General features: G+C 67.3%; 19 protein-coding genes. 7 read left to right on the forward strand and 12 right to left on the reverse strand.

The window, feature by feature from the left end; all coding sequences use genetic code 11:
• Positions 1-15: 15 nt before the first annotated feature.
• The 3 genes from CPBF1521_RS17895 to CPBF1521_RS17905 all read right to left on the reverse strand — a co-directional run bounded on the left by CPBF1521_RS17895 (position 16) and on the right by CPBF1521_RS17905 (position 4004).
• On the reverse strand, positions 16-444 hold the full coding sequence (locus tag CPBF1521_RS17895; RefSeq protein WP_104583171.1) for a type 2 periplasmic-binding domain-containing protein: 429 nt from the start codon (positions 442-444) through the stop codon (positions 16-18).
• 10 nt (positions 445-454) lie between these two features.
• On the reverse strand, positions 455-1624 hold the full coding sequence (locus tag CPBF1521_RS17900) for a hypothetical protein (RefSeq protein ID WP_115677823.1): 1170 nt from the start codon (positions 1622-1624) through the stop codon (positions 455-457).
• 541 nt (positions 1625-2165) lie between these two features.
• Positions 2166-4004, reverse strand: a complete 1839-nt coding sequence (locus tag CPBF1521_RS17905; RefSeq protein WP_370659386.1) for a M14 family metallopeptidase — start codon at positions 4002-4004, stop codon at positions 2166-2168.
• Positions 4005-4435: 431 nt separating this feature from the next.
• On the opposite strand from CPBF1521_RS17905, the gene CPBF1521_RS17910 reads away from it, so the two are divergent.
• The 4 genes from CPBF1521_RS17910 (at position 4436) to CPBF1521_RS17925 (ending at position 10099) form a co-directional block, all read left to right on the forward strand.
• On the forward strand, positions 4436-5176 hold the full coding sequence (locus tag CPBF1521_RS17910) for an ABC transporter ATP-binding protein (RefSeq protein ID WP_115677824.1): 741 nt from the start codon (positions 4436-4438) through the stop codon (positions 5174-5176).
• Entirely contained in the window at positions 5173-6609 is a 1437-nt protein-coding gene (locus CPBF1521_RS17915; protein ID WP_115677825.1) for an ABC transporter permease, read from the forward strand. The genes CPBF1521_RS17910 and CPBF1521_RS17915 overlap by 4 nt, the downstream gene beginning before the upstream one ends.
• A complete protein-coding gene (locus CPBF1521_RS17920) occupies positions 6609-7877 on the forward strand; it encodes a DUF3526 domain-containing protein (RefSeq protein ID WP_104650164.1) in 1269 nt (422 codons plus the stop codon). The genes CPBF1521_RS17915 and CPBF1521_RS17920 overlap by 1 nt, the downstream gene beginning before the upstream one ends.
• Positions 7878-7960: 83 nt before the next feature.
• Positions 7961-10099 carry a TonB-dependent siderophore receptor gene (locus tag CPBF1521_RS17925; protein ID WP_115677826.1) on the forward strand — a complete coding sequence of 713 codons (2139 nt, stop codon included), beginning with the start codon at positions 7961-7963 and terminating at the stop codon, positions 10097-10099.
• Between the two features lie 183 nt (positions 10100-10282).
• Here CPBF1521_RS17925 and CPBF1521_RS17930 read toward each other — a convergent pair whose 3' ends face one another.
• Genes CPBF1521_RS17930 through CPBF1521_RS17945 form a run of 4 tightly spaced genes read right to left on the reverse strand, consistent with a single transcriptional unit; the run spans position 10283 to position 15033 of the window.
• Complete coding sequence (locus CPBF1521_RS17930) at positions 10283-10933, reverse strand: DUF2894 domain-containing protein (protein WP_115677827.1); 651 nt, start codon at positions 10931-10933, stop codon at positions 10283-10285.
• Positions 10930-11604 carry an OmpA family protein gene (locus CPBF1521_RS17935; protein ID WP_115677828.1) on the reverse strand — a complete coding sequence of 225 codons (675 nt, stop codon included), beginning with the start codon at positions 11602-11604 and terminating at the stop codon, positions 10930-10932. The genes CPBF1521_RS17930 and CPBF1521_RS17935 overlap by 4 nt, the downstream gene beginning before the upstream one ends.
• Complete coding sequence (locus CPBF1521_RS17940; protein WP_181901283.1) at positions 11601-14273, reverse strand: DUF802 domain-containing protein; 2673 nt, start codon at positions 14271-14273, stop codon at positions 11601-11603. The genes CPBF1521_RS17935 and CPBF1521_RS17940 overlap by 4 nt, the downstream gene beginning before the upstream one ends.
• Before the next feature lie 10 nt (positions 14274-14283).
• Entirely contained in the window at positions 14284-15033 is a 750-nt protein-coding gene (locus CPBF1521_RS17945) for a DUF3348 domain-containing protein (protein ID WP_181901284.1), read from the reverse strand.
• 345 nt (positions 15034-15378) lie between these two features.
• On the opposite strand from CPBF1521_RS17945, the gene CPBF1521_RS17950 reads away from it, so the two are divergent.
• Positions 15379-15591, forward strand: coding sequence for a hypothetical protein (locus tag CPBF1521_RS17950; protein ID WP_104583180.1), 213 nt, complete (start codon positions 15379-15381; stop codon positions 15589-15591).
• A 54-nt stretch (positions 15592-15645) separates the two neighbouring features.
• Here the strand turns inward: CPBF1521_RS17950 and CPBF1521_RS17955 are convergent, their stop codons facing one another.
• On the reverse strand, positions 15646-15864 hold the full coding sequence (locus CPBF1521_RS17955) for a hypothetical protein (protein WP_104583181.1): 219 nt from the start codon (positions 15862-15864) through the stop codon (positions 15646-15648).
• 10 nt (positions 15865-15874) lie between these two features.
• The gene (locus CPBF1521_RS17960; protein WP_104650172.1) at positions 15875-16291 is read right to left on the reverse strand and encodes a YkgJ family cysteine cluster protein; all 417 of its coding nucleotides are present in this window, start codon (positions 16289-16291) and stop codon (positions 15875-15877) included.
• 490 nt (positions 16292-16781) lie between these two features.
• Here CPBF1521_RS17960 and CPBF1521_RS21525 point away from each other — a divergent pair, with 490 nt between their 5' ends.
• On the forward strand, positions 16782-16949 hold the full coding sequence (locus CPBF1521_RS21525; RefSeq protein WP_164739097.1) for a hypothetical protein: 168 nt from the start codon (positions 16782-16784) through the stop codon (positions 16947-16949).
• An 86-nt stretch (positions 16950-17035) separates the two neighbouring features.
• Here CPBF1521_RS21525 and CPBF1521_RS17970 read toward each other — a convergent pair whose 3' ends face one another.
• Positions 17036-18199, reverse strand: a complete 1164-nt coding sequence (locus CPBF1521_RS17970) for a zinc-dependent alcohol dehydrogenase (RefSeq protein WP_104583183.1) — start codon at positions 18197-18199, stop codon at positions 17036-17038.
• Between the two features lie 263 nt (positions 18200-18462).
• Here CPBF1521_RS17970 and CPBF1521_RS17975 point away from each other — a divergent pair, with 263 nt between their 5' ends.
• Positions 18463-19107 carry a DUF4142 domain-containing protein gene (locus CPBF1521_RS17975; protein WP_115677831.1) on the forward strand — a complete coding sequence of 215 codons (645 nt, stop codon included), beginning with the start codon at positions 18463-18465 and terminating at the stop codon, positions 19105-19107.
• A 168-nt stretch (positions 19108-19275) separates the two neighbouring features.
• Here the strand turns inward: CPBF1521_RS17975 and CPBF1521_RS17980 are convergent, their stop codons facing one another.
• Entirely contained in the window at positions 19276-21051 is a 1776-nt protein-coding gene (locus CPBF1521_RS17980) for an ABC transporter ATP-binding protein (RefSeq protein WP_115677832.1), read from the reverse strand.
• A complete protein-coding gene (locus CPBF1521_RS17985; protein WP_115677833.1) occupies positions 21048-22199 on the reverse strand; it encodes a beta-glucosidase in 1152 nt (383 codons plus the stop codon). The genes CPBF1521_RS17980 and CPBF1521_RS17985 overlap by 4 nt, the downstream gene beginning before the upstream one ends.
• Positions 22200-22249: the final 50 nt, after the last annotated feature.

Below are 22249 nucleotides of genomic sequence, written 5' to 3' on the forward strand. Positions count from 1 at the left end.
CGAGCAGGGGGCGGGTCACGGCTTCAGGACGACCTTGACGCTCGGGTCGACTGCGCTGGCACTGATGTAGCCGATGGCGCCCGGCGTGGCGGCGACGGCCTTCTTGACCGCGTCGTCGCCGCTGACACGCTTGGGGCGCTGCGCCTTGCCGGTGAACATCAGCTGCGACCAGTACGACTTCAGCTGCGCCGAATCGCGCGAAGCGACTTTCTTGTAGAACTCATCGCGGGTGGCCACGCCTTCTTCCTGGTCGATCGGCACCGCTGCGCCGCCACCGGGCAGGCTGCTGGATTTGGCCAGGAAGATCTGCGACACCTGCGCGGCGCTGAGGCTGTCCGGGCCGCCCTTGGCCGCCATCACCACCACGACATCGGCATTGGCGCAGAACGCGGTCAGCGACAACGCGGCAAGCAGCGAGACTGCAAAACACTTGGAAATGGTCATGGGGGCTCTCTTAGAACACGAAGTCGACGGAGGCCGACAGCAGGTTGTAGCTGCCGCCCGGACGGAAGCCCGGCTGGATGTTGTTCAACGATCCGAACGAGCCCGCGTTGTTGTTGATGTGGCTGGCCTGCAGCTTGAATGCGACGCTTTCACGCGCGTCCCAACGCAGCGATGCGGTAAAGCTGTGACGGCCGCTCTCGGCCTGCGCCAGTGCGCGCGTCATCACGCCGACCGGATCCTGGCCGGCCGCGATGGTCGGGCCCTTGCGATCGACGTTTGCATAGGTGATCGACGGCGTCAGCGTGCCGAAGCGACCGCCGACACTGAGATAACCGGAGGTGGTCTTGCCGTTGAGCGAGGGCGAGTAATCGGCGCGGATCACTTCGCTGCGGAGGAACCAGTTGCCCGGATCGTAGGCGTAACCCAGGCTGGCAAAGCTGCCGTCCACGCCATAGGTGGTCAGGCGATCGGCCAGTGCGGGATTGATGCGCTGATAGACCGAGAACAGGCGCTCCAGCGACGGTGTATCGAAATCGGTGGTGCCCACGATGTAGGCGGCGCGGAACGTGGACGCACCCGATTCCAGGCCCAGCGCCAGGCCGCGCATGGCGTACACATCGGCCTTCTTCGAATTGATGCGGCCGTAGAAACCCTGCACGCTGACCACACTCTCGCCAGCGTTGATGGTGTACACGCCTTCGACGCCGTCCATCGGCAGCAGGTAGTTGTAGACCTCGTACGGCGGACGCACCCACGGGGTGGCGTAACCGACGCGCTGGTATTCGGACAGCATGTACAACGGCGCAGTGATGCGCCCCAGGCGCGCGGCGAACTGCGGGCCGAACTGATACTTCACGTGGGCCAGGGTGACCTTCGGCGTGTAATCGGCACGCTCGGCGTATTCGCTGGTCACCTGCAGCACGCCGGTGAACTTCTCGGTGAAGTTGGCGTTGACCTGGCCGGCAATGCGCGAGTCCGGGCGTGCCGAGGTGGAGTGACTGGCACCGGCACCTTCCACGGTCTGGATGTCGGGCGTGAAGTCGGCCTGGTCCTCGGTCGAATGCACCACACCCAGCGTGCCGAAGCCGCTGAAGGAAAACATCGCGTCCTGCTGCGCGTAGGCGCAGGTCGACGATGCCAGGGCGATGGCGCCACTGAGAAGCTTGACGGTCAATTTCATTGAAATCTCGGCTGGGTGGGTGATGGACGCAGCACCATTGATGGCGCGCGGGCAAAAACGGAGATGGGCGCCGTGACGCCCTGGAATGCGGTAGCGGCCGTCTGCATCGTTGCTTTAGCAGGATTTTTACAATCGGAATTAGCGGGTTAAGAATCCAACGCGCGCAAAAAAAGCGGGCGATAGTTTTGCTCTATCGAGGCCATTGATTGGCGTGTTTGAAACAGCGAGCACGACTATCTACGGACATAATCGTCCGCGTCGGTGGAACCCGGTGAGTGACACCAGCCACAGCGCGTTTTAGGCGGCAGAAACCGGCATTTGCCACCTTTGCAGCGCGTGCGCGTGCAAAAAAAAAACGCCACGCACTGGCAGGCCAGGCGTGGCGTTGTTGAGTTACTTCGGGAAAACGCGCCAGTTACTTGGCGCTGGTGCGTTGCCGCTTTCGAAAGTCTGGTCGGCTATGCACGCGTCGCCAGATAACGGCTGACGCGGGACTGGAAACGGTTACTGGCGCCTCGTCTGCAACCGGCATGCGACATTTTCATTCCACCAGCTGACGCCGCACCGGATAACGCCACCCGGTGATCGCCGCGTACGGCGAGCGCGCATAGATCCATTGCAGCCGCGCATCGCCATCGGCGCGGAAGGCGGCATCGTCTGCGAGCTTGCGTTCGAACGCGGCGCGCAGGGCGGCGTCGTTGTGCAGCACGCGCTCGGTGAAATCCACCAGCTCGGTGCCGTACAAGCCGCTGTCGGGGCTGCCGGCATTGCGAAAGCGTCCGCTGGCCAGCAGCGAGTCGCTGCTGGCCGGTTCCAGCAACGCGGCCGCCAGCATGCGCATCGGTTGATCGGCGGGCACGCGGACGCTGCCGGCGGGGAAGGCTTCGTCCGCCGCGTCGGTCTGCGCTGTCCGGGCACCGGCCTGGTTCACCACGCGGATCTGCTGCACCCTGAGCTGGCGCGGCTGTTGCAGGCGTTCGTAGGCGATGCCATGCGCCTGCAGCAGTGCGACCACATCGTCGTTGCCGGGCGGGATCCACCAGGCCAGTGGATAGCCTACGGCCTGGGTCTGGCGATAGCCGATCACCGGCATGGTCCAGGTTTCATCACGGCCTTCCCAGCGCAGTTCCTGCCGGCCGGTCACCGGCGAGAACGCGCGGGTATAGGTCACGCCCTTGAACGGCACCTGGGCGATCGGCTGTGGCAGGCGTTCCCAGGCGACCATCAGCTCCTGCGGGCGGGCGGCGCGATCGGCACGCTTGGCCGCATCGATCTTTCTTGCATCGCGGCCAACCACGCGCAGTGCTGCCTCCAGCAGCACATAGTCGCCCAGCACGCGCTGCCGGTACGACTTCAGGCGGTGGTTCTCCACCAGCACGGTGGGGATGCCGGCGAAGTCGCCATACCCGGTGGAATAGCGCGGCCCTTCCGGTGAGTAACGCAGGCCCGAGCGCGGCGCGTCTTCGTCGATGAGGCTGGGATAGATCGCAGGCGCATGGCCCTGGCTGCGCAGCGCGGTGTTCACCGCCGGCGTAAAGCGTTGTTGCAGCCAGTCGGCGGTGGCACGCGAGCGTGCGTAGGTGCCCCAGCCGGCAAAGGTGAAGGTGATGTCGTACTGATGATCCAGCCCGCCGCTGACATGCAGGTCGATGTACAGCGCCGGGTCGAGGGTGTGCAGCAGCGCGATCATCGCGCGGGTTTCCGGCGCTTCCAGGTTGAGGTAGTCGCGGTTGAGATTGATGCCACGGGTGGTGGTGTTCCAGCCCATCTGTTGCGGGCCGCGCAAGGCCGCGCCGATCAGCGGGCCGCGTTGCTCGTGGCCATCGGGATTGAGGATGGGCACGAACACCAGATCCACCTGGTCGAGCAAGGTGTCCTTGCCGCGTTGGGCGATATCGCGCAGCAACATCAGGCCGGCATCCTTGCCATCAATCTCGCCGGCGTGGATGCCGGCCTGCGCCAGCACCACCGGCTTGCCGGGGGCGCCCTTTTGCGCGCGTACCAGCAGCAGGTCGCGGCCCTCGCTGCTCTTGCCGAAGACCTCCAACGACAGCAGCGGCGAGGCGGCGACCAGGCGTTCCAGCCAGGCGCGCGTTTCGTCGTAACTGGGCGTGCTGGCGAAATCGCTGCGCTCCGCCGGCGTGCTCCACGGATCGTCCGGCGTGGCGATCAACGCCTCGCTGGCCCCATGCCAGGCGCGCACCGGCGGGAGTGGTGCACTGGTGTCGATGGACTGCGCGCCCACCTGCGCGGCGGTGAACAGGGTTGCGGCGAGCAGGCCGGCAGCGGCACGCGTGGTGCTGCGGCTGGCGGGCCCTGCGGCGTTGCCGGAAGCGGGTGCGGAAGCGTGCGAGGCAGAGGGGCGCGTATCGGAAGTCATGTGGGACGTACGGGATCTCGATTGAGGGGAGAACGTGGCAAGGCTTGCTGGTCCTGGGTGGTTGCGACGGCAGCGGCAGCGGCGGCGGCGTTCGACGGGCGCGATGCCGCATTGATCTGTTGCAGCGGACTGCGTGGGTCGGAGGGCTGGTCATTCCCTGGGCGAGGGTCGCGCGGTGCAGGGAGTTCCTGCCTCCGGCGCTGCAGCAAGCAGCAGGGCATTTGCGTAATACAGTAACATTTGACGGGCCGCGCTCGCGTCGACGGTCGCGCAGCTGCACTGGGTAGCCTGCTTCCTGTGGTGCTGTCGCCCGAGAGGGGTAACAACGCGCGTTCGCGGCTCCGGCTGGCGCTTGCGCGGCGTCGCCCGGCCCACTGCAAGCGTCGAACGCAATGTGATAACGTATCATTTCGTTAAGCCATTGCCTCGCCATGCTTTCCAGTTCTCAAGCCGCCCCCGCCATCTCGATCAGCAACCTGCACGTGGCCTACCGCGGCCGCGCCGTGCTGCAGGGGCTGGATCTGCAGGTCGCCCCCGGCAGTGTCTACGCCCTGCTGGGTGGTAATGGCGCCGGCAAGTCCTCCACGCTTTCCAGCTTGCTCGGCTTCGTCAAACCCACCTCCGGCAGCCTGCGGATCGATGGCATCGACCCGGTCGCCGACCCTGGCGCCGCGCGTGCGCGGCTGGCCTATCTGCCGGAAAATGTGGCGCTCTACGAGCACCTGAGCGCGCTGGAAAATGCCGACTACCTGCTCGCGCTGGCCGGCCAGCGCCGCAGCCAGGCCGAGATCGGCCAGGCGCTGGCCGCTGCCGGCCTGCAGCGCGAGGCCTGGCGCCAGCGGCTGGCGGGGTTTTCCAAGGGCATGCGCCAGAAGGTGGCGATCGCGGTGGCCACGCTGCGCCAGGTGCCAGTGCTGCTGCTGGACGAGCCCACCTCCGGCCTGGACCCGCGCGCCATCGCCGACTTCAACCGGCTGGTCGGCAGCGTGCGCGAGCGTGGCGGCGCGGTGCTGATGGTCACCCACGACCTGCTCGGCGCAGTGGAGGTGGCGGACCGGATCGGGTTCCTGGAACACGGGCGCATCGCCGGGGACATCGGTGCCGGCGACAGCGGCTTCGACGTGCGCACCTTGCATGCGCGCTTTACGCGCAACCAGGATCAGGCTGCATGAGTGCGGTGCTGTTGGTCGCGCGCGAAGAACTGCGTTACATGGCGCGCAACCGTTCCGCTGCCATCGGTGTGGTGTTGCTGATGCTGCTCACGCTGGTGGCGGCATTGACCGCTGCGCACCATCAGCGCGAGGTGGCCGCGTTCCGCGCGCGCCAGCAACTGGCCGCGCAGCAGGCCTTCGAGGCGCAGCCGGACCGCCACCCGCATCGGGTGGTGCATTACGGCCATTTCATCTATCGCCCGCTGCCTGCATTGGCTGCGTTCGATGCCGGCGTGGACGCGTTCACCGGCAACAGCATGTTCCTGGAAGGCCACCGCCAGAACACCGCCAACTTCGGCGATGTGCGCCAGAGTTCGTTGCTGGTGCGCTTCGGACAACTGACGCCTGCGTTCGTGCTGCAGGTGCTGGCGCCGCTGCTGCTGGTGTTCCTGGGCTATGGCGCGGTGGCGCGCGAACAGGAGACCGGCACCTTGCGTGCGCTGTTGTTGCAGGGTGCCACGCGTGGGCAATTGTTCGGCGGCAAATATCTCGCGCTCGCCGCGGTGGCCGCTGCCTGCCTGTTGCCGGCCTTGGTTGGGCTGGTGCCCATCGCGTTGTTGCCGGGCCAGGCACTACGGGTCGCACTGCTGGTGCTGGCGTATGCGGTCTATCTGCTGGTGTGGTGCGCGCTGGTGCTGTCGGTGTCGATGCTGTGCCGGCGTGGCCGCGATGCGCTGCTGGTGTCGCTGGCGGTGTGGGTGTGGCTGGCCCTGCTGGTGCCGCGCCTGGCACCGGATGTGGCCAGTGCGGCATATCGCCTGCCAACGCGGCTGGAAACCGATGTGGCGATCCAGCGCGACCTGCGCACCCTCGGCGACAGCCACAACCCGGATGACCCGCACTTTGCGCAGTTCAAGCAGCAGACGCTGGCGCGCTATGGCGTGCAGCGGGTGGAAGAGCTGCCGGTGAACTACAAGGGCCTGCTGGCGCTGGAAGGCGAGCGGCTCACCGCGAGCCTGTTCGAGCGCTATGCCGCGCGTGATTCGGCCATCCAGCAGCAACAGAATCTGCTGGTGCGCACGTTCGCCTTGCTGAGCCCCACGGTTGCGCTGCGCGCGTTGTCGATGACGCTGGCGGAAACCGACCTGCGTGCGCACGAGCGGTTTCTCGCCCAGGCCGAGCGTTACCGCTACACGCTGGTGCAGCAGCTCAACCAGCTGCAGGCCGATGCGGTGAGCATGGCCGACGACACCGCGCAGGATGCCGGCGCCGACCAACGCAAACGCATCTCCTCCGCGCATTGGCAGCAGATTCCGGTGTTCGCATTCCAGCCGCCGGCTACGACCGAGGTGCTGCGGGCCGCCGGCGCCGCGCTCGGCCTGGTCGCTGCCTGGCTGCTGGCTGCGCTGTGCCTGCTGGTCGCCGCGGGCCGGCGTGTGGGAGTGGCGCGCTGATGCTGCTGTGGAAATACGAACTGCTGCTGTTGCTGCGCGCACGCGCCGCGCTGGCCGGCTTGCTGTTGCTGGCGGTGCTGACCGTGTGCAGCCTGCTCTCCGGCCAGCATGTCATCGCCGCGCAGCGCGCCAACATCGCGCGCATCGCGGCGCTGCAACAGGAAGATATCGCGGCGGTGCAGGACTATGTGGCCCGCTCCAACGACGCGGGCAGCGCGGCCTACTACAGCTTCCACCCGACCTGGGACCTGCCCACGCCACTGGCATTTGCCGCGGTGGGCATGCGCGATGTCTCGCCGTACATCCTGCGTGTGCGCGCGCTGGGCCTGGAAGCGCAGATCCACGATGGCGACAGCTACAACCCGGAGCTGGCACTGGCCGGGCGCTTCGACTACGCCTTCGTGCTGGTGTTCCTGCTGCCCTTGTTCGTGATCGCACTGCTGTTCGATCTGCGCTCGGGTGAGCGCGAGGCCGGACGCGCGCGCATGCTGGCGGCGCTGCCGGGTGCGGGCACGGCGTTGCTGGTGCGGCGCGTGGTGGTGCGTGCAGCTGCGGTATTGGCCTGTCTGTGCGTGCCGTTTGTGATCGCGGCAAGCGTCAATGCGGTGCCGCTGCAGCAACAACTCGCGGTGTTGGCACTGACCTGCGCCTATCTGCTGTTCTGGGTGTTGCTGTCGGTGCTGGTCGGGCGCATCCATTGGCGCCCGGCCGCGCATGCCACCGCCCTGGCGACCTGCTGGGTGGTGCTGGCTCTGGTGGCGCCGGCGTTGGCGCATGTGGCGATCAACCAGGCGGTGCCGGTCAATCAAGGCAGCGAGATCGCGCGGCTGCAGCGCGAGGCGGTCAACCATGCCTGGGACATTCCACGCCAGGACACCATGCGGGCCTTCTACGCGCAGAACCCGCAGTGGGCGGACTCGGCGCCGCTGACCGGGGCGTTCCACTACAAGTGGTATTTCGCCTTCCACGAAAACGGCGATCAGCAGGTGGCGCCGCAGGTCGCGGCGTATCGCCAGGGCCTGCAGCGCCGCGAAGCGCTGGCGCAGCGCGTGGCCAGTGTGTTGCCACCGGTGGCGTTGCAGGCTGCATTGACGCGCCTGGCAGCCACCGACCTGCGTGCGCAACTGGCGTATCAGGATCGCATCCGCACCTATCACCGTGCGCTGCGGACGTTCTATTACGGCTATCTGTTCCGCGACCGGCCCTTTACGCGCGAGGACTTCGGGCGCGCGCCAGGTTTCGATGCAAGTGCCGATCCCGCGTCATAGCGGCTGCGTTTCACCCCTCAACCTTCGTTGTCTCACGTGCGACCCGGGCCCAGCGTGCCCGGGTGCTTCAGGAGTCCTGCCCGATGTCCACGCCGCGCCGCCGTCTGTCCAACACGCTGCCCTTGCTCGGTGCACTGAGCTGCGCAGGCGTCAGCCCCCTAGCCGCGGCCGCTGAGCCGCAGGCGCGCGATCTGGATACGGTGCAGGTGCGCAGCCAGTACACGCCGTACCGCGCCTTGAGCGTGACCGGCGCCACCAAGACCGATGCGCCGCTGCGCGATTTGCCGATCAGCGCGCGCGTGCTGGACCAGACCCTGCTCGAGGACGCCGGGGTCACCGATCTGGCCGGCGCGCTGGAGCTGGCCAGCGGCATCACCAAGGCCAACAACCTGGGTGGGTTGTGGGACAGCTATTCGATGCGCGGCTTCACCGGCGACCCCAATTTCAGCTCGGACTACATGGTCAACGGCTTCAACGCCAGCCGCGGCTACAACGGCCTGCGCGATGGCGCCAACACGCAGAGCATCGAGGTGATCAAGGGCCCGGCCTCGGCGTTGTACGGGCGCGGCGAGCCGGGCGGGGCGGTCAATATCGTCACCAAGAAGCCCCTGTTCCAGCCGCAGCACAGCGTGGATCTGTCGGCGGGGCGCTTTGACAGTTATCGCGCTGCGCTCGACAGCACCGGCCCGCTGGGCGAGAACCTGGCCTATCGGCTGAATGTCATGCACAAGGATCAGCACAGCTTCCGCGACACCGTCGACAGCGACAACACGCTGCTGGCGCCCTCGCTGCTGTGGATGCCGACGCCCGATACCACGGTGTCCTACGAGCTGGAATTCGTGCGCATCCATGCGCCGTTCGATCGCGGGGTCACCGCCATCGATGGCGATGCCAATCGGCTGCCGGCCGGGCGTTTCCTGGGCGAGCCGCGCGATGGCGATATCGACCTGCATTCCACCGGGCACCAGGTCTTTGTGGTGCATGGCGTGAACCAGACCTGGTCGCTGCAGGGCGGGGCGACCTATCGCGACAGCGGCATGCGCGGGTTTTCCACCGAACCGTGGACGCTGCAGGCCGACGAGCGCACGCTGCGCCGCGAGCGCCGCTACCGCGATTACCAGGGCCGCGACATCGCCGCGCGTGCCGAACTGCTCGGCAGCTTGCAGATGGGTGGCGTCACCCACAACGTGTTGTTCGGCGTGGATGGCAATCGCTTCGACGACAGCCGCTTCCAGCAGCGCGCCCGCTCTGCGGCCACGCCGTACAGCATCGACGTGCTTGCACCGCAGTACGGCGTTGCGCAGCCAGGCCGACTGGCTACGATCACCGACACCGAGGAGCGTCAGCAGGTGTGGGGCGTGTATGCGCAGGACCAGCTCGATCTTGGCGCGCGCTGGAAGGCCTTGCTCGGCCTGCGCTACGACCACTACCAGCAGAATCTCGACAATCAATTGCGCGGCGCCACGCAGCGCGCCTCCGACGGTGTGGTCAGCCCGCGTGCGGGCGTGATCTTCCATGTCGACGCGGCATTGTCGTTGTATGCGAGTGCTGCGGCAGGCTTTCGTCCCAACAGCGGCGTGGGTGCGGACGGGCAGAGTTTTGCGCCGGAGAAAAGCCGCTCGCTGGAAACCGGCCTGAAATACGTGCAGCCCGGCGATGGCCTGGAAGCGACGCTGGCCGCGTTCCGCATCGACAAGAAGAACGTGCTGAGCCTGGATCCGGCCGACACCAGTTTTTCGCTGCCGGTGGGCGAGATGCGCAGCCAGGGCGTGGAGCTGGATCTGCTCGGGCGGCTGACCCCGCGTCTGGCCGCCTCGGTGGGCCTGGCCTATACCGACTCGCAGGTCACGCGCAGCAGCGCAGCCGCCGCCGGCACCGGCCTGGCCGAGGGGCGCCGCTTTCCGAACGTGCCGCGCTTCAGCGGCAATGCCTTCCTCAATTATGAGCAGCCGTTGACCGGCAAGCGCAGTGCGGCGGTGGGCGTGGGCGTGTCGCATACCGGTGAGCGGCTGGGTTCGGTGGATAGCAATACCGACTTCGTGCTGCCTGCATACACCGTGTGGCGCCTGGTCGGCCATTACGACCTGAGCGAGCGCCTGCGCCTGTATGCCAAGGTCGAGAACCTCACCGACCGCCGCTACGCCGCGTTCTCCTACAGCGAGCAGTGGGTGTATCCCGGCGCGCCGCGCAGCTGGACGGTGGGTGTGCGGCTGCGGTTCTGAGCAGCGGTGCGATGCCACGCTGAGCGATGATCGACGCTCCTGCGTGGTCGATGGACCACGCAGGAGCCAGGTGGGCGCGAACGACGGCAGGCCGTCGGACTGGCTGCCACCGCACCGTGCGTGCGCCAGGCTGGTGTCCGCCAGCGGCGTGCGCGTGCAGCGCAGCGTGCGTGATTGGTCGCGCTAGCTGCGCCGCGTGGACGGACGCTTGCTGCGCTTCTTGCCGGGCACCACGGGCGCGGCGTCCTCGCTGGCCAACGCGCCGCCGTTGTGCAGCTGTTCCAGCCACGACAGCGCATCGACATAGCCGAGGAAGTGCTGCAGATAGCCCGGTGAGCACTCGCGCATCAGACTGATGCAGCGGTGCACCAGCACGCTGGAATTGAGCGGGCCGGCGTCCTTGGGGGCGTCCTGCAGCGACTGCCGCACCTGGCTGGCGGTGCGCACCGTGGTCCAGGTGCGACGGAAATCCTCCAGCGCCGGCAGCTCGGGAAACGGCGTGGCGTCGGCCGTGGCGGTCTTTCTGCTGTCCACTTCCATCAACGCGGCATGGCCTGCCATCCGCTCGGCCAGTGCGCCCAGCGCGCTGCGTTGCAGTGGCTGCGCGGCATCGCCGGCCACAGGACGACGCGCCGCTTGCTTGACCGTTGCCGCATACGCATCGACCAGCCTGCCCAGCTTTTCTTCCAGCACCTGGCGCACTGCCTCGGCCTGGGTGCCGGCCCGCGCGGCCAGCGTCTCCATCAGGTGGAACCGCACCGGATCCAGCTGGTCGGCACCCTTGCTGCGCCAGCGCTGCAGGCGCGCGTGCGCGGATGTCGCCTGCGTGCTCATCGCGTGCCTGCGGCCGCTGTGGGCTTGGCGGCAGAAGACGCATGCGACGTGGCAGGGCGCGCGATCGGCGCGATCTCCACGCGGCGGTTCCTGGCGCGGCGTGTTTCGTCGGCATTGGAATCCACCGGCTGCTGCGAGCCGAAGGCCGCGGCGAACACCGACGCGGCCGGCACGCCTTCGGCGATCAATGCACGCGTCACGGTGAGCGCGCGTTGCGCGGAGAGTTCCCAGTTGTCGGCGTAGCGACGGTTGCCGCCCAGCACCGGGCGGTCGTCGGTGAAGCCGCTGACCATCAGGATCTCTTCGCGCGCCGTCAGATACTCGGTCAACGGCGCGGCCAGTGTCTTCAACACCTCGCGGCCTTCCGGCTGCAACTGATCGGAATTGAAGGCGAACAGTACATTGCCGCGGATGCCGATGCGTCCGTCGACCAGGGTCACGCGGCCGGCGGCCAGTGGCGCCGCCAGTGCCTGCTCCAGCGTCTTGCGGCGCTGCGCTTCGGCCTGGCGCTGTCTGACCTCTTCGTCCAGGCGGCTGGACAGCTGCAGCTGCACGCCGATCACCCCGACCAGGATCAGCACGAACGCCCCCAGCAGCACCGACATCAGGTCGCCGAAGGCGGCCCAGATCGGTGTGCCCGATTCGCCGTCGATGTCGATCTCGTCGCTCATGCCGCGCTGGCCTCGTCGCCAGCGGCCTCACCGGCGTCGCTGCGGCCGCGGTCGAGCTGGCGCAGTTCTTCGATGATCTGCTTTTGCGACAGCATGCTGAGGTCGACCACCTCGCGCGCCTGCGCCACGTAATACGCCAGTTGGTCGTCGCTGCGGGCGAGCGAGGCGTCCAGCGCGCTGGCGACGTGCTGCAGGCGCGCGTTGAGCTCGCTGGTAGAACCGCTGAACAGCTGCACCGCCACGCCGAAGGCTTCGCCCAGGCTGGCCACTTCCACCGCGCTGCCGCTGACATGCGCGGCTACCGCGCCGAGCTTGCCGGTCTCGCTGCCGATCTGTTCGGTGAGCTGGGTGCCCACGCGCTGCAGCAGGTCCGCCGAGGTGGTGACCAGCGCATCCACCGCTGCGCGTTGTTCGGTGGAGGCGTGATTGACCGCGTTGAGCAAGGTGTCCAGGGTGGCGAGCAGCTTGCTGCGTTCTTCCAGCATGGCGGTGTCGCGCACCATGCTTTCGGACAGGTTCTGGCGCAGCTCGGCCACCACATCGGCGGCCGCCTTGGGCGCTTCGGAAGCGATCTGCATCAGGCGCGCCACCTCGCTGATGGTGGCGCTGGCCTGTGCCTGCGCCTGCGTGGACAACTCGCTGGCAGTGCTGGCCAGGGTGTCGCAGATCGCCTGTTGTTGCTGGGTGACGCGTTCGCCGGTGCGTTCCCATTGGGTGGTCAGCTCCGCGCTCATCGCGGTGAAGCGCTCGCTCCACAGCGCCAGGCGCTGGGAATCGCGCGCTTCCAGCGCGGCCTGCAGGTCGGTATGCGATTGCTGCAGCGTGCCGACCAGGGCGGCGGCATGCGTGTCGAAGCTGGCGGTGGCGGCCGCCAGCGTGCCCTGGTGCTGGCTCGCCAGGGCGGCGCTGGCGTCGCGTTGCTGCGCCAGCGCATCGTTCCAGGCACTGGCCGTCTCGCTGCTGGACTGATCCATGCGCCTGGACACCGCATCGACCAGGGCGCTGGAGCGTGCGTCGAAGGTGCTGGCGAACTGGCTCAGCGTGCCCTGCAATTCCTGCGTCAGCACCTGATTTGCGCGCTGCTGCTCGGCCACTGCCGCGGTCCAGGTGGCGGCGGCCGCCGCGGTGCTGTTTTCGAAGCCGCTGCTCAGGCCATCGAGTTGTTGCTGCACGGCCTGGTGCACGCCGTCCTGCAGCGCGGTGGTCTGCTGCGCGAGCTGTGCGAGCGTGGCGTGCAACTGCGCGCTCAACGCGGCACCTGCGCGCTGCTGCTCGGCGAGCACCGCTGCCCAGTGGTCGGCAGCGGCGGCGGTGCTGCGGTCAAAGCCGTCATTGAGTGCGTGCAACTGCTGCTGCACCGCGTGGCTCACGCCGTCCTGCACCGCGATGCTGCGCTGATCGATCTGCGCCAACGTGGCCTGCAACTGCTCGGTCAGCGCGAGGTGCGCACGTTCCTGCGCGGCCAATGCGGCCTGCCAGTGGTCGGCGGCCGTCTGCGCACTGTGCTGGAAGCCGTCATTGAGTGCGTGCAGTTGCTGCTGCACGGCGCTGCCGACGCCGTCCTGCACCGCAGTGGCCTGTTGTGCGAGCTGCTCCAGCGTGGTCTGCAGCTGCGTGTCGAGCGCTTGCTGTGCGCGTTCCTGGGCGGCAAGCGCGGTGGTCCAGTGCGCGGCCGCGGCACTGGCGCTGTGCTGGAAGCCGCTGGTGATGCCGTCCAGTTGCTGCTGCACGGCGTGGGTGAGGCGCTCATGCAACGCGGCGGTGTCGCGCGCGATGCTGGTCATGGTCGCTTCCATCGCCGGCTGCAGGGCCGCGCCCACCGCGCGTGCGCTTTCTGCCACGCCGGCCTGCAACGCGTGCTCCATCGCCGTGGCCAGGCGCGCATAGGTCGCCTCGCTCCTGGCGTGGAATTCGGCCTGCTGCGCGGCCAGGCGCTCATCGGCGGCGATGCTCTGCTGCTCGATGCTGCCCATCAGCGTCTGCAGGCGATCGATCAGCGCCGGCATCAGCGCGCTTTGCTGCTGCTGCAACTTGAACACTTCGCCACGCTGGTGCGCGTCCGAGTGCGGATGCAGCTCGGAGGCGATCTTCAGATCCAGCCGCTGCACTGCCTGCAGCCGTTCGCGCCGGCACAGCGCCGACAACAGCCCCAGCATTGCGGAGGTCGCCACGCCGGCGATCGAGGTGCCGAACGCAAACGCCAGGCCTTCCACCGGTGCGGCCAGCGAGCCGCGGATGGCCTGCAGGTCGGTGGCGCTCTGCAATGCAAAGCCGGTGCCCTTGAGCGTGGCCATCATGCCGAGCAGGGTGCCGAGCATGCCCAGCAACACCAGCAGGCCGACCAGGTACGGTGTCAGCACCGGTGCCGGCAACGCCACGCGCTCGCCCTTGATGCGCAGGCGCACCGCATTGCGCAGGCTCGGATGCAGGCGCTCCAGCCACTCGCTCAATGCCGTTGGTGCGGTGGTCAACGCGGCAACGGCATCGTCCAGCGTGGCGCTGGCCTGGCGATAGCGATACAGCTCCAGCGCGCCGGCCACATAGCAGGCGCCGATCACCGCTGCGACACAGGCGCCCAGCGGGTTGGAGCCCAGATAACCGATGCCGACCCAGCAAACCGCCAACAGGCCGACGACAAACACACACAGGTGAACGAGAGTTCTGAACATGAGGTCCCAGTTAGCGGGTACGAAGCGCTGCAAGCAGGCCTTCGATCGGGTGAAAACGGACATCCAGTTCGGCGAGCAACACGCTCTGCATGTCTTTGCGAAACACATCCAGCCAGCCGTCGGAGACCGCGCGTGGCGCGGCGTCGCCGTCGGCTGCCGGGGTTGGCGCCTGCGCGGCATCGCGCAGACGCTCGAAATGCGCACCGAGCAGGGTCGGCACATGGTTCAACAGGGTTTGTTCGCGCGGGCTCAAGGTCAGCTCCATCACCGCATCCACCTCGGCCAGCCGCGCCATCTGCCCGGACTCAAGGGCCAGCATGTCGCGCAGGCGGCCACGCAGGTCGCCGGTGGCGGTGCGCATTGCGCGTTGCATGGCCAGGTAGTGCTGGCGGAACGGGGCATAGTCGGGCGCAGGCGTCGCTGCCGCCGCGTCGCTGCCGGCAGCGGCGGCGCTGCGCGCATCGCGGCGTACGCGCGCGACCACGGCATCCAGGTCGACCACGCTGCTGGTCGCCAACCCGGTGCGCACGCGTGCGCAGGCCTCGACGTCGAGCCGGCGCGTCTCGGGAAGCGCTTCGATCTCGGGCAGCTTGCCATCCAGCGCCTTGGACACGGCGACTGCGCGCGTCCAGTCGATCCATTGGCTGAGCCGGTCGGCGAGCGCATGGTTGGACTGGGCAACGTGGGCATCGGTGAGGCGAGCGAGCAGGCGAATGAACGCCGGGCCCGACAAGGGCGCCCGTGAAGCAGCTTTCGCCATTGGTCCGGTCAAAGACCGCGCATTTTACACGGGAATGTGCGTGGTTCGGCGCCCGGGCCAGGGCCGGGGCGCCTGTGGCCGCGGGCAGGGCTGGCGGCATTCAGCCGCGCTGGTGCTGGCTGAGCCGGCTCCTCTCCACGGCAGGTGCCGGCGGCTGCCTGGCGCCGTGGGGCGCCACGGTGCCAGGCGCACCCAGCGCGGCAGCGGCGGAAATTGCGCAGTGATGTCACCCCGGTCACCCTCTCTAACCAATTCAGGTTTCAATCCCCGGCGGTCTGATCGCGCCGGTTTTGCCAGGTGAACGGGTATAAGCTGCGGGCCGGGAAACCCCCAACGAGGGACGCAATGGACCACTCCGACATGCAAGTGTCCGATCTGCTGGTCCTGGAGCTGCAAGGGTTCCACGATGCCTATGGCCGTGGACCGGACTTCTGGGATGCGTATCAGCGCATCATGGCCATCGCAGCACAGGCTGGCGGCAACATGATCAACCTGGCCAATGAAATGGCCTCGCTGGCGCAAGGGCTTGGCGCGATCGATCGCGCGCAGCTGCTGTAGGACCAGGGTCGCAGGTTGCGGCGGGCCGGTTGTACCGGCAGGCGCCGCGCACGCTTACTTGGCGTTGGCAGCTGCCGGTTTGACGGCGACCGCAGGCGTGGTCTCGGGCTCGCCACGCTTCTTGTCGCGACGCAGCGGGGTATCGCCCAGCCGCTCGATCGCGCCGCCGGATTGCTGGAACGCCTCCAGATCGGCGGCCAGACGCTGCTCGGACAACCGCGGCTTGCCTGGCTGATTGCTCACGGTCATCGACTGACGGCGGGAGTTGTTCATGGCGAAATCCTCATGCGTTGTAGAGCGTCAAGGGAATGCCCCGCCGGCGTTGGTCGTCGTAGGTGGCACGCACGTCGCGGCAATACGGCCCGGACATGACGAAACGCCGGCAGATCGCCGGCCGCGTCTCGTAGATCGAACAACACATGCGCGCCGCGTCGATGGCCACGCACCAGCCTTCCTCGTCACGCGCCATCACGTGCCAGCCTTGCGGCGTCACGCTGGTCAGGTGGTTGGGGATGCGGTCGGATGGATCGACCATGACGGTGAGCCGGCAACAGACGGCATCGCAGCGTTCGCAGAGATTCTTGATGGAAAAGGCCAGATAGAGTGAAGGCGACACCGGAGTCCGGCCGCCCTTGCACCATACACCCTGGGCGTGCCGGGGTGTGAACCGGCCCCTGCCTTGGATGCAGCAGACGGGCATCGCTGCCGCAGTGCCCTGGATGGCCGCGTTGTCGGCACTGCGATGCGTGCATTGCGTATGGGCCTGCGGTGCGGGTGCCGCGCGCGGAGGCATCGGTCGAGGCACTCAATGGTGCGGGTCGTATGCGTGCGTCATCGACGCTGCGACGTTGGCATCGACAGAAGGCAGGCAGGTAAGGAGATAAACGCGCGCCATGCCGATCATAAGGGCGATGTCGAACTGTGTAATGCGCAGACAGACATGACGCACAGGGCGCGTCGATCCACGCATTCTCCGTTGCTCCGTTGCGTCACGGCCTGGATTGCGGGATTCACAGCGATCATCGGCTGCCAGCGTGCAACAGCGCCCGCAACGCGCCGCCTGGCTGGATGCAGCCGAGGTGTCCCTAAACGGTTGCCTTTGTCGTGCCGATGCGAAGATGTTTTTCACCTGTGCCGTCGCCGGACCACCGTAGCGTTGGGTGGTCCGCATCCACGCGACAGGAGAACCCATGACCACCGACCACAACCACGCAGCTGCGCCCGATTCGGCTGGCGATCACGACGACCAACGCAGCGAGAAGGAAAAACAGGACGCCTTGCAGGACGATGCGCTGGAAGAAACCTTTCCGGCCAGCGATCCGGTGTCGCCGTTCGTGCCGGCCAAGCCGCTGGACTGACCAGGCCGCACATCGACGAGCAATGCAAACGGCGCGGTCATCGACCGCGCCGTTTGCGTTTGCAGCGTTTGCCGCGCTGTTGGCGGTTACGGCGTCAACACCACCTTGCGGCAATCGTCCTGCTTCTTGTCGAACAGCTCGTAGCCACGCGCGGCATCGGCCAGCGGCATGCGGTGCGAGATGATCGCGCTGGGCTTGAGGTCGCCATTGCCGATGCATTCCAGCAGGTACGGCATATGCTTCTGCACATGGGTCTGGCCCATCTTGAAGCTCAGGCCCTTGTCGAAGGCATCGCCGAACATGAAGGCATGGATGAAGCCGGCATACACGCCCGGCACGCTGACCACACCGCAGCGGCGCGTTGCGGCAATGCACTGACGAATCGCCACGCCGCTGCTGCCTTCCAGCTTCAGGTTGGTCAGTGCGGTCTCGATCGCGCTGCCTTCGGCCTCGAATCCCACTGCCTCGATGCTGGCGTCCACGCCGCGGCCATCGGTCTGCGACACGATCACATCGGCCGGGTCATCGACCTCGTCGAAGTTGATCGGGATGATGCCGTAGGCCTTGGACGCGAAGTCCAGCCGGTACGCATGCCGGTCCACCATGAAAATGCGCTCGGCGCCCAGCATGCGGCAGCATGCCGCGGCCATCAGGCCCACCGGGCCGGCGCCGAAGATCGCCACTGTCGAGCCCTGCTTGACCCCGGCATCGATGACGGCCTGGTAGCCGGTCGGCAGGATGTCGGACAGGAACAGCACCTGCTCGTCGTGCAATGCATCGGGCACCACCAACGGCCCGACATTGGCCTTGGGCACGCGCACGTACTCGGCCTGCCCGCCGGACAGACCGCCATACAGATGGCTGAAGCCGAACAGCGCCGCCGGTGGGCGCATGTCCTTGTGGTTGAGTGCGGCGCCCTTGCCGGTATTGGTGGTCTCGCAAGCGGAGAACTCCTGCAGCATGCAGTGGAAGCAGCGTCCGCAGGCCACCACGAACGGGATCACCACACGGTCGCCGGGTTTGACCGCGGTGACATCGGGGCCGACGTCTTCGACGATGCCCATGAACTCATGGCCGAGAATATCGCCATGCCGCAGGTCCGGAATCTTGCCGCGGTACAGATGCAGGTCCGAGCCGCAGATGGCGGTGGCGGTGACGCGCAGGATAAGATCGTCGCGTTCGACAAGGGTCGGATCCGGCACGGTTTCGACCCGCACATCGCGTGAGCCGTGGTAGTTGAGGGCAAGCATGGAGATCTCCCGTAAGGCCGTCGGTATGCGGCAACGCCGTGCAGTGTTGGCGGCGCGCCGTTAAGTCCATCAGCACGGCACGTGCGCACGGTGTGGACGCGCCCGATTGGCGACGCGGCGTTGATGCGCGTGTCACGTCTGGATAACCCGCGCACTCGCACTCTCGACTGCCACGCTGGATCGTCCGCAGCTCATGCCTGCAGCGACCATGCGACCCCGACAATCAACGACCGCGCCTTGCGCGATCAATCAAGGAGACAACGATGGGAATTTTCAAGATGCTGACCGCCGGCGCGGTGGGCTACGTGGCGTACAAGGCGTGGCAGCGTCGTCAGGGCGACACCGGTGAAACGGCCAGCCCGACGAACAACGACCGCGACGTTCAACAGCAGTCGCTCGGTGCGCCGGCGAAGGCCGGCAGCACCCCGCCGCATGGTGACCCGCTGCGTGCAGCCACCACGCTGTCCAGCGACCGCAAGCAGGCACTGGGTGCGTTGGTGGTGTTCAACGAGCAGGAGCGCACGCTTGCGCAGCTGGCGGTCGTCAAGGGCCTTGAAGGCGAGACGCTGCAGTTCGCCCGCAAGATGGACGAGGCACACAGCGCAGCGTTGACCGACCTCAGCCGTTTCGCGCCCGATCGCAGCGGCACGCTGGCGCAGGCCGCGTCCAGCCGCGCCGATGGCACCCGCAAGCGCCTGGAAGGCCTGGACGGCAAGGAGTTCGAAACGCAGTACCTGCAGGCCAGCGTGACCAGCCACGAGCAGGCGTTGACGTTGCTGGACGCACAGCTGGCCAGCGAGCCGGGATCGAGCGATCTGGGCAAGGAATTGCAGCGTGCACGCCAGACCATCGCCCAGCATCTGGAACATGCCAAGTCGCTGCGGGCCAAGGCGAACCAGGCGCATTGATCCACCGCGATCGCTGATCGCGCACCGCAGCGTGTGCCGTGAACACGGACAACAGGCAGCTTCGGCTGCCTGTTGCCGTTGTGGGCAAGCGCGACGCGCATCGCGCATGTACGCCGCAGGCTGCAGGTTCAGCGGTTGCCGGGCGACCTCGTCGCAACACGGTCGTCATCACGCGTCAGGCGCCGCCTGATCGAATCCCGCGGCCTGGCGTTGCCACAGGCCATCGAACACGCCACCGTGTCCACGCAGCTGCGCGGGACTGCCATCTTCGACCACGCGGCCGTGTTGCAGCACCACGATGCGATCGAAGCCAATTACCGTGGACAGGCGGTGCGCCACCGCCAGCACCGTGCTATCGCGCATCAGGTGATCCAGCGCGGCCTGGATTTCCGCTTCCGACTCGGTGTCCAGCGCCGAGGTGGCTTCGTCCAGGATCAGGATCGGCGCGTCCTTCAGAAAGGCGCGCGCGATGCCCAGGCGCTGGCGTTGACCCCCGGACAACAGGACCCCGCGTTCGCCGACCTGGGTGTCGTAGCCCTGCGGCAACTGCCGGATGAAGCCATCGCAGAAGGCATGCCGCGCGGCGTCCTGCACCTGTGCATCGCTGGCCTCCGGGCGGCCGTAACGGATGTTGTCGGCAATGCTGCGATTGAACAGCGCGGTCTCCTGCGGCACCACCGCAATCCTTTCGCGCAGGCTGTCCTGGCTGACGCTGCGGATGTCCTGGCCGTCGATCAGCACGCGTCCGGATTGCACATCGTCCAGGCGCTGGATCAAGGCGATCAGGGTGGACTTGCCGGCACCGGAAGGCCCGACGATGCCGACCTTCTGGCCGGCAGGGATATGCAGGGTCAGCCCGTCCAGCACGGCCGCCCGCTGTGGATAGGCAAAGCACACATCTTCGAAACGCACATCGCCCTGGGCCAGCGCCAGCGGTGTGTCCGCATCGACGATGGCATGCGGTTGCAGGATGATCTGCAGCGTGTCGGCGATGGCGCCCAGCTGCTGGGTGGTGTCCACCAGCGTCAGCGCCAGGTCGCGCGAGCCGTGCAGGATGCGGAAGGTCAACGCGCTGACCAGCACCACATCGCCGGCGCTCACCGTGCCGGCGCGCCACAGGCTGATCGCCCAGATCAGCATGCCGCCGGCCATCACCGACAGGCAGATGTCGTGGATCACTCTGGCCTTTTCCACATACATCCAGCTGCGTCGATGGGCGACCGCCTCGTCGCCGATCTGCTCGGCCAGCCGCGCGCTTTCGCGATCGCGCGCCGCAAACGCCTTGATCGTCCACACATTGGACACTGCATCCACCAGCTCGCCGCCCACGCGCGCGGCCTGCGCGGCAAAGCGCTGATGCTTGGCGCGGCCGCGGATGCCGAAGCTGGTGATGATGGCCGCCACCACCGCGATAAAGCCGACCAGGGTGGCGGCCATGCGCCAGTCCACCGTGAGCAGCAGCACGATGGCGCCGATGAAGTCCACGACCGGTGGCACGATCTTCCAGGCCAGCCCGCCGTAGATCTGCCCGGCCGCGCTGCCCAGTGCGGTGATGCGGTTGCCCAGCGCGCCGGCAAGGTGCTCGCTGAAATACCGCATCGGGTGGCCGGTGAGGTGGCGGAACAGATCCACGCGGATGTCCACCACGCTGGCCACCACGGTGCGACAGCCCAGCCAGCCGCCCAGCCGCCACAGCAGGTTTTCGATGGCGATCAGGCCGATGAACACGCCCAGCGGCAGCCAGACCTCGGCCTCGGCCCGTTGGTCGCCTGCCATCGCATCGACCAGCACCTTCATGCCGTACTGCACCGAGACCGCGCAGCCGGCAGCGCCGACGATCAACAGCAGCAAGCCGGCAAAATGCCAGGGCCGCTGGCGAATGTAATGCCATAGAAAACGCGCAGGCGTGTCCGGCAACAGCGCGGGCTGCGCGATGGTGTTCACGTGTCGATGTCGGCCAGCGCCCGCTGCGGTACACGCAGGCCGAAGCGTTCGTGCTCGCGGCGTAACTGCCCGGCCAGCCCGGCGTCCAGCGGGCGCTGACCGTGTTCGTCGGCATAGCCGAACAGGCCGGTGGGGCAATGGCGGTAGTTGTCCCAGCCCGGATAGTCCAGCACCGGATACAGGCAGATCCCCTCCATCGGCACGCCCTGCTGCATGGCCAGTGCCACTTCACTGGCGACGTGCGCAAGCCAGCCGGCGCGTTTGTCGCCTTCGGCACCGGTTTCGGAGAGGATCAGCGGGCGCTGATAGCGTTGCCAGAATTCGCCCATGATCGCCGAGAGCGGGCGGTGGTCGGCGGACGTGCGCGGGATCGGTGCACCGCCCAGGTACCACTGGTTGTCCGCGTAGTAGTTGAGGCCGACGATGTCCAGATACTGCGGCGCGCCGCCCAGCCCGGGCCACTGCCTGCCGCAGATCATGTCCCAGGCCTCGAATTGCGCCACCCGCAGGCGCTCGGCTTCCCGGCGCGGGCCGGGGCGGTCGTTGGCGGCGGCCACATGGATGGCCGGGTCCACCTGCACGAAGCGCGCGCGCGGTTCGACCTGTCGCACCGCGTCGATCGCGGCAATGGTGGCGCGTACCAGCTGGTGCTTGAGCTCGAAGCCGCGCCCGCGCGCCTTCGGATGCATGCGCGCGTGGTCGCCGCCATTCCAGGCCCAGAACGAGATCTCGTTGATCGGCGCGTAGAACGGCACGGCATCGCTTGCGTTCTTGACGCATTGCGCCGCCGCGGCAGCAAAACGCGCGAAACGATCGACGAACTGCGGGCTCCAGATATCCACATCGTCCGGCCAGCCGTAGTGGCACAGATCCCAGATCACCTGGGTACCGGCGGCATTGGCGGCATGCAGCATCGGCAGGAAGCTGGACCAGTCGTACTGCCCTGGCCGTTGCTCGATCAGGTGCCAGCGCAGGCCATCGCGCGCCGTACGCATGCCGTGCGCGGACACGGCGCGATAGTCGTTTTCCGCCCAGCGGTCGTGCCGGGTGCCGGCGATCAGATCCAGCCGGCGGCCATCGCGCCGGCGATGGGTCGAACACTCGAAGCCCGCCATGAAAAAACTGTCGAACACTGTGGGGCTGTGCATCTGGGGTCCTGCTGCATCTTCGCCGCACTGCCGGCGGAACAATGAAATGT

This window comes from Xanthomonas euroxanthea (assembly GCF_900476395.1).
Taxonomy (GTDB): domain Bacteria; phylum Pseudomonadota; class Gammaproteobacteria; order Xanthomonadales; family Xanthomonadaceae; genus Xanthomonas; species Xanthomonas euroxanthea.

Bases quoted from the DNA above. Each gene is read 5' to 3' on its own strand.
- CPBF1521_RS17935 (WP_115677828.1), bottom strand. From the start codon at position 11,604: ATGAGCGACGAGATCGACATCGACGGCGAATCGGGCACACCGATCTGG.
- CPBF1521_RS21525 (WP_164739097.1), top strand. From the start codon at position 16,782: ATGACCACCGACCACAACCACGCAGCTGCGCCCGATTCGGCTGGCGAT.
- CPBF1521_RS17900 (WP_115677823.1), bottom strand. From the start codon at position 1,624: ATGAAATTGACCGTCAAGCTTCTCAGTGGCGCCATCGCCCTGGCATCG.
- CPBF1521_RS17985 (WP_115677833.1), bottom strand. From the start codon at position 22,199: ATGCACAGCCCCACAGTGTTCGACAGTTTTTTCATGGCGGGCTTCGAG.
- CPBF1521_RS17940 (WP_181901283.1), bottom strand. From the start codon at position 14,273: ATGTTCAGAACTCTCGTTCACCTGTGTGTGTTTGTCGTCGGCCTGTTG.
- CPBF1521_RS17950 (WP_104583180.1), top strand. From the start codon at position 15,379: ATGGACCACTCCGACATGCAAGTGTCCGATCTGCTGGTCCTGGAGCTG.
- CPBF1521_RS17970 (WP_104583183.1), bottom strand. From the start codon at position 18,199: ATGCTTGCCCTCAACTACCACGGCTCACGCGATGTGCGGGTCGAAACC.
- CPBF1521_RS17910 (WP_115677824.1), top strand. From the start codon at position 4,436: ATGCTTTCCAGTTCTCAAGCCGCCCCCGCCATCTCGATCAGCAACCTG.
- CPBF1521_RS17945 (WP_181901284.1), bottom strand. From the start codon at position 15,033: ATGGCGAAAGCTGCTTCACGGGCGCCCTTGTCGGGCCCGGCGTTCATT.
- CPBF1521_RS17925 (WP_115677826.1), top strand. From the start codon at position 7,961: ATGTCCACGCCGCGCCGCCGTCTGTCCAACACGCTGCCCTTGCTCGGT.
- CPBF1521_RS17915 (WP_115677825.1), top strand. From the start codon at position 5,173: ATGAGTGCGGTGCTGTTGGTCGCGCGCGAAGAACTGCGTTACATGGCG.
- CPBF1521_RS17905 (WP_370659386.1), bottom strand. From the start codon at position 4,004: ATGACTTCCGATACGCGCCCCTCTGCCTCGCACGCTTCCGCACCCGCT.
- CPBF1521_RS17955 (WP_104583181.1), bottom strand. From the start codon at position 15,864: ATGAACAACTCCCGCCGTCAGTCGATGACCGTGAGCAATCAGCCAGGC.
- CPBF1521_RS17920 (WP_104650164.1), top strand. From the start codon at position 6,609: ATGCTGCTGTGGAAATACGAACTGCTGCTGTTGCTGCGCGCACGCGCC.
- CPBF1521_RS17960 (WP_104650172.1), bottom strand. From the start codon at position 16,291: ATGCCCGTCTGCTGCATCCAAGGCAGGGGCCGGTTCACACCCCGGCAC.
- CPBF1521_RS17930 (WP_115677827.1), bottom strand. From the start codon at position 10,933: ATGAGCACGCAGGCGACATCCGCGCACGCGCGCCTGCAGCGCTGGCGC.
- CPBF1521_RS17975 (WP_115677831.1), top strand. From the start codon at position 18,463: ATGGGAATTTTCAAGATGCTGACCGCCGGCGCGGTGGGCTACGTGGCG.
- CPBF1521_RS17895 (WP_104583171.1), bottom strand. From the start codon at position 444: ATGACCATTTCCAAGTGTTTTGCAGTCTCGCTGCTTGCCGCGTTGTCG.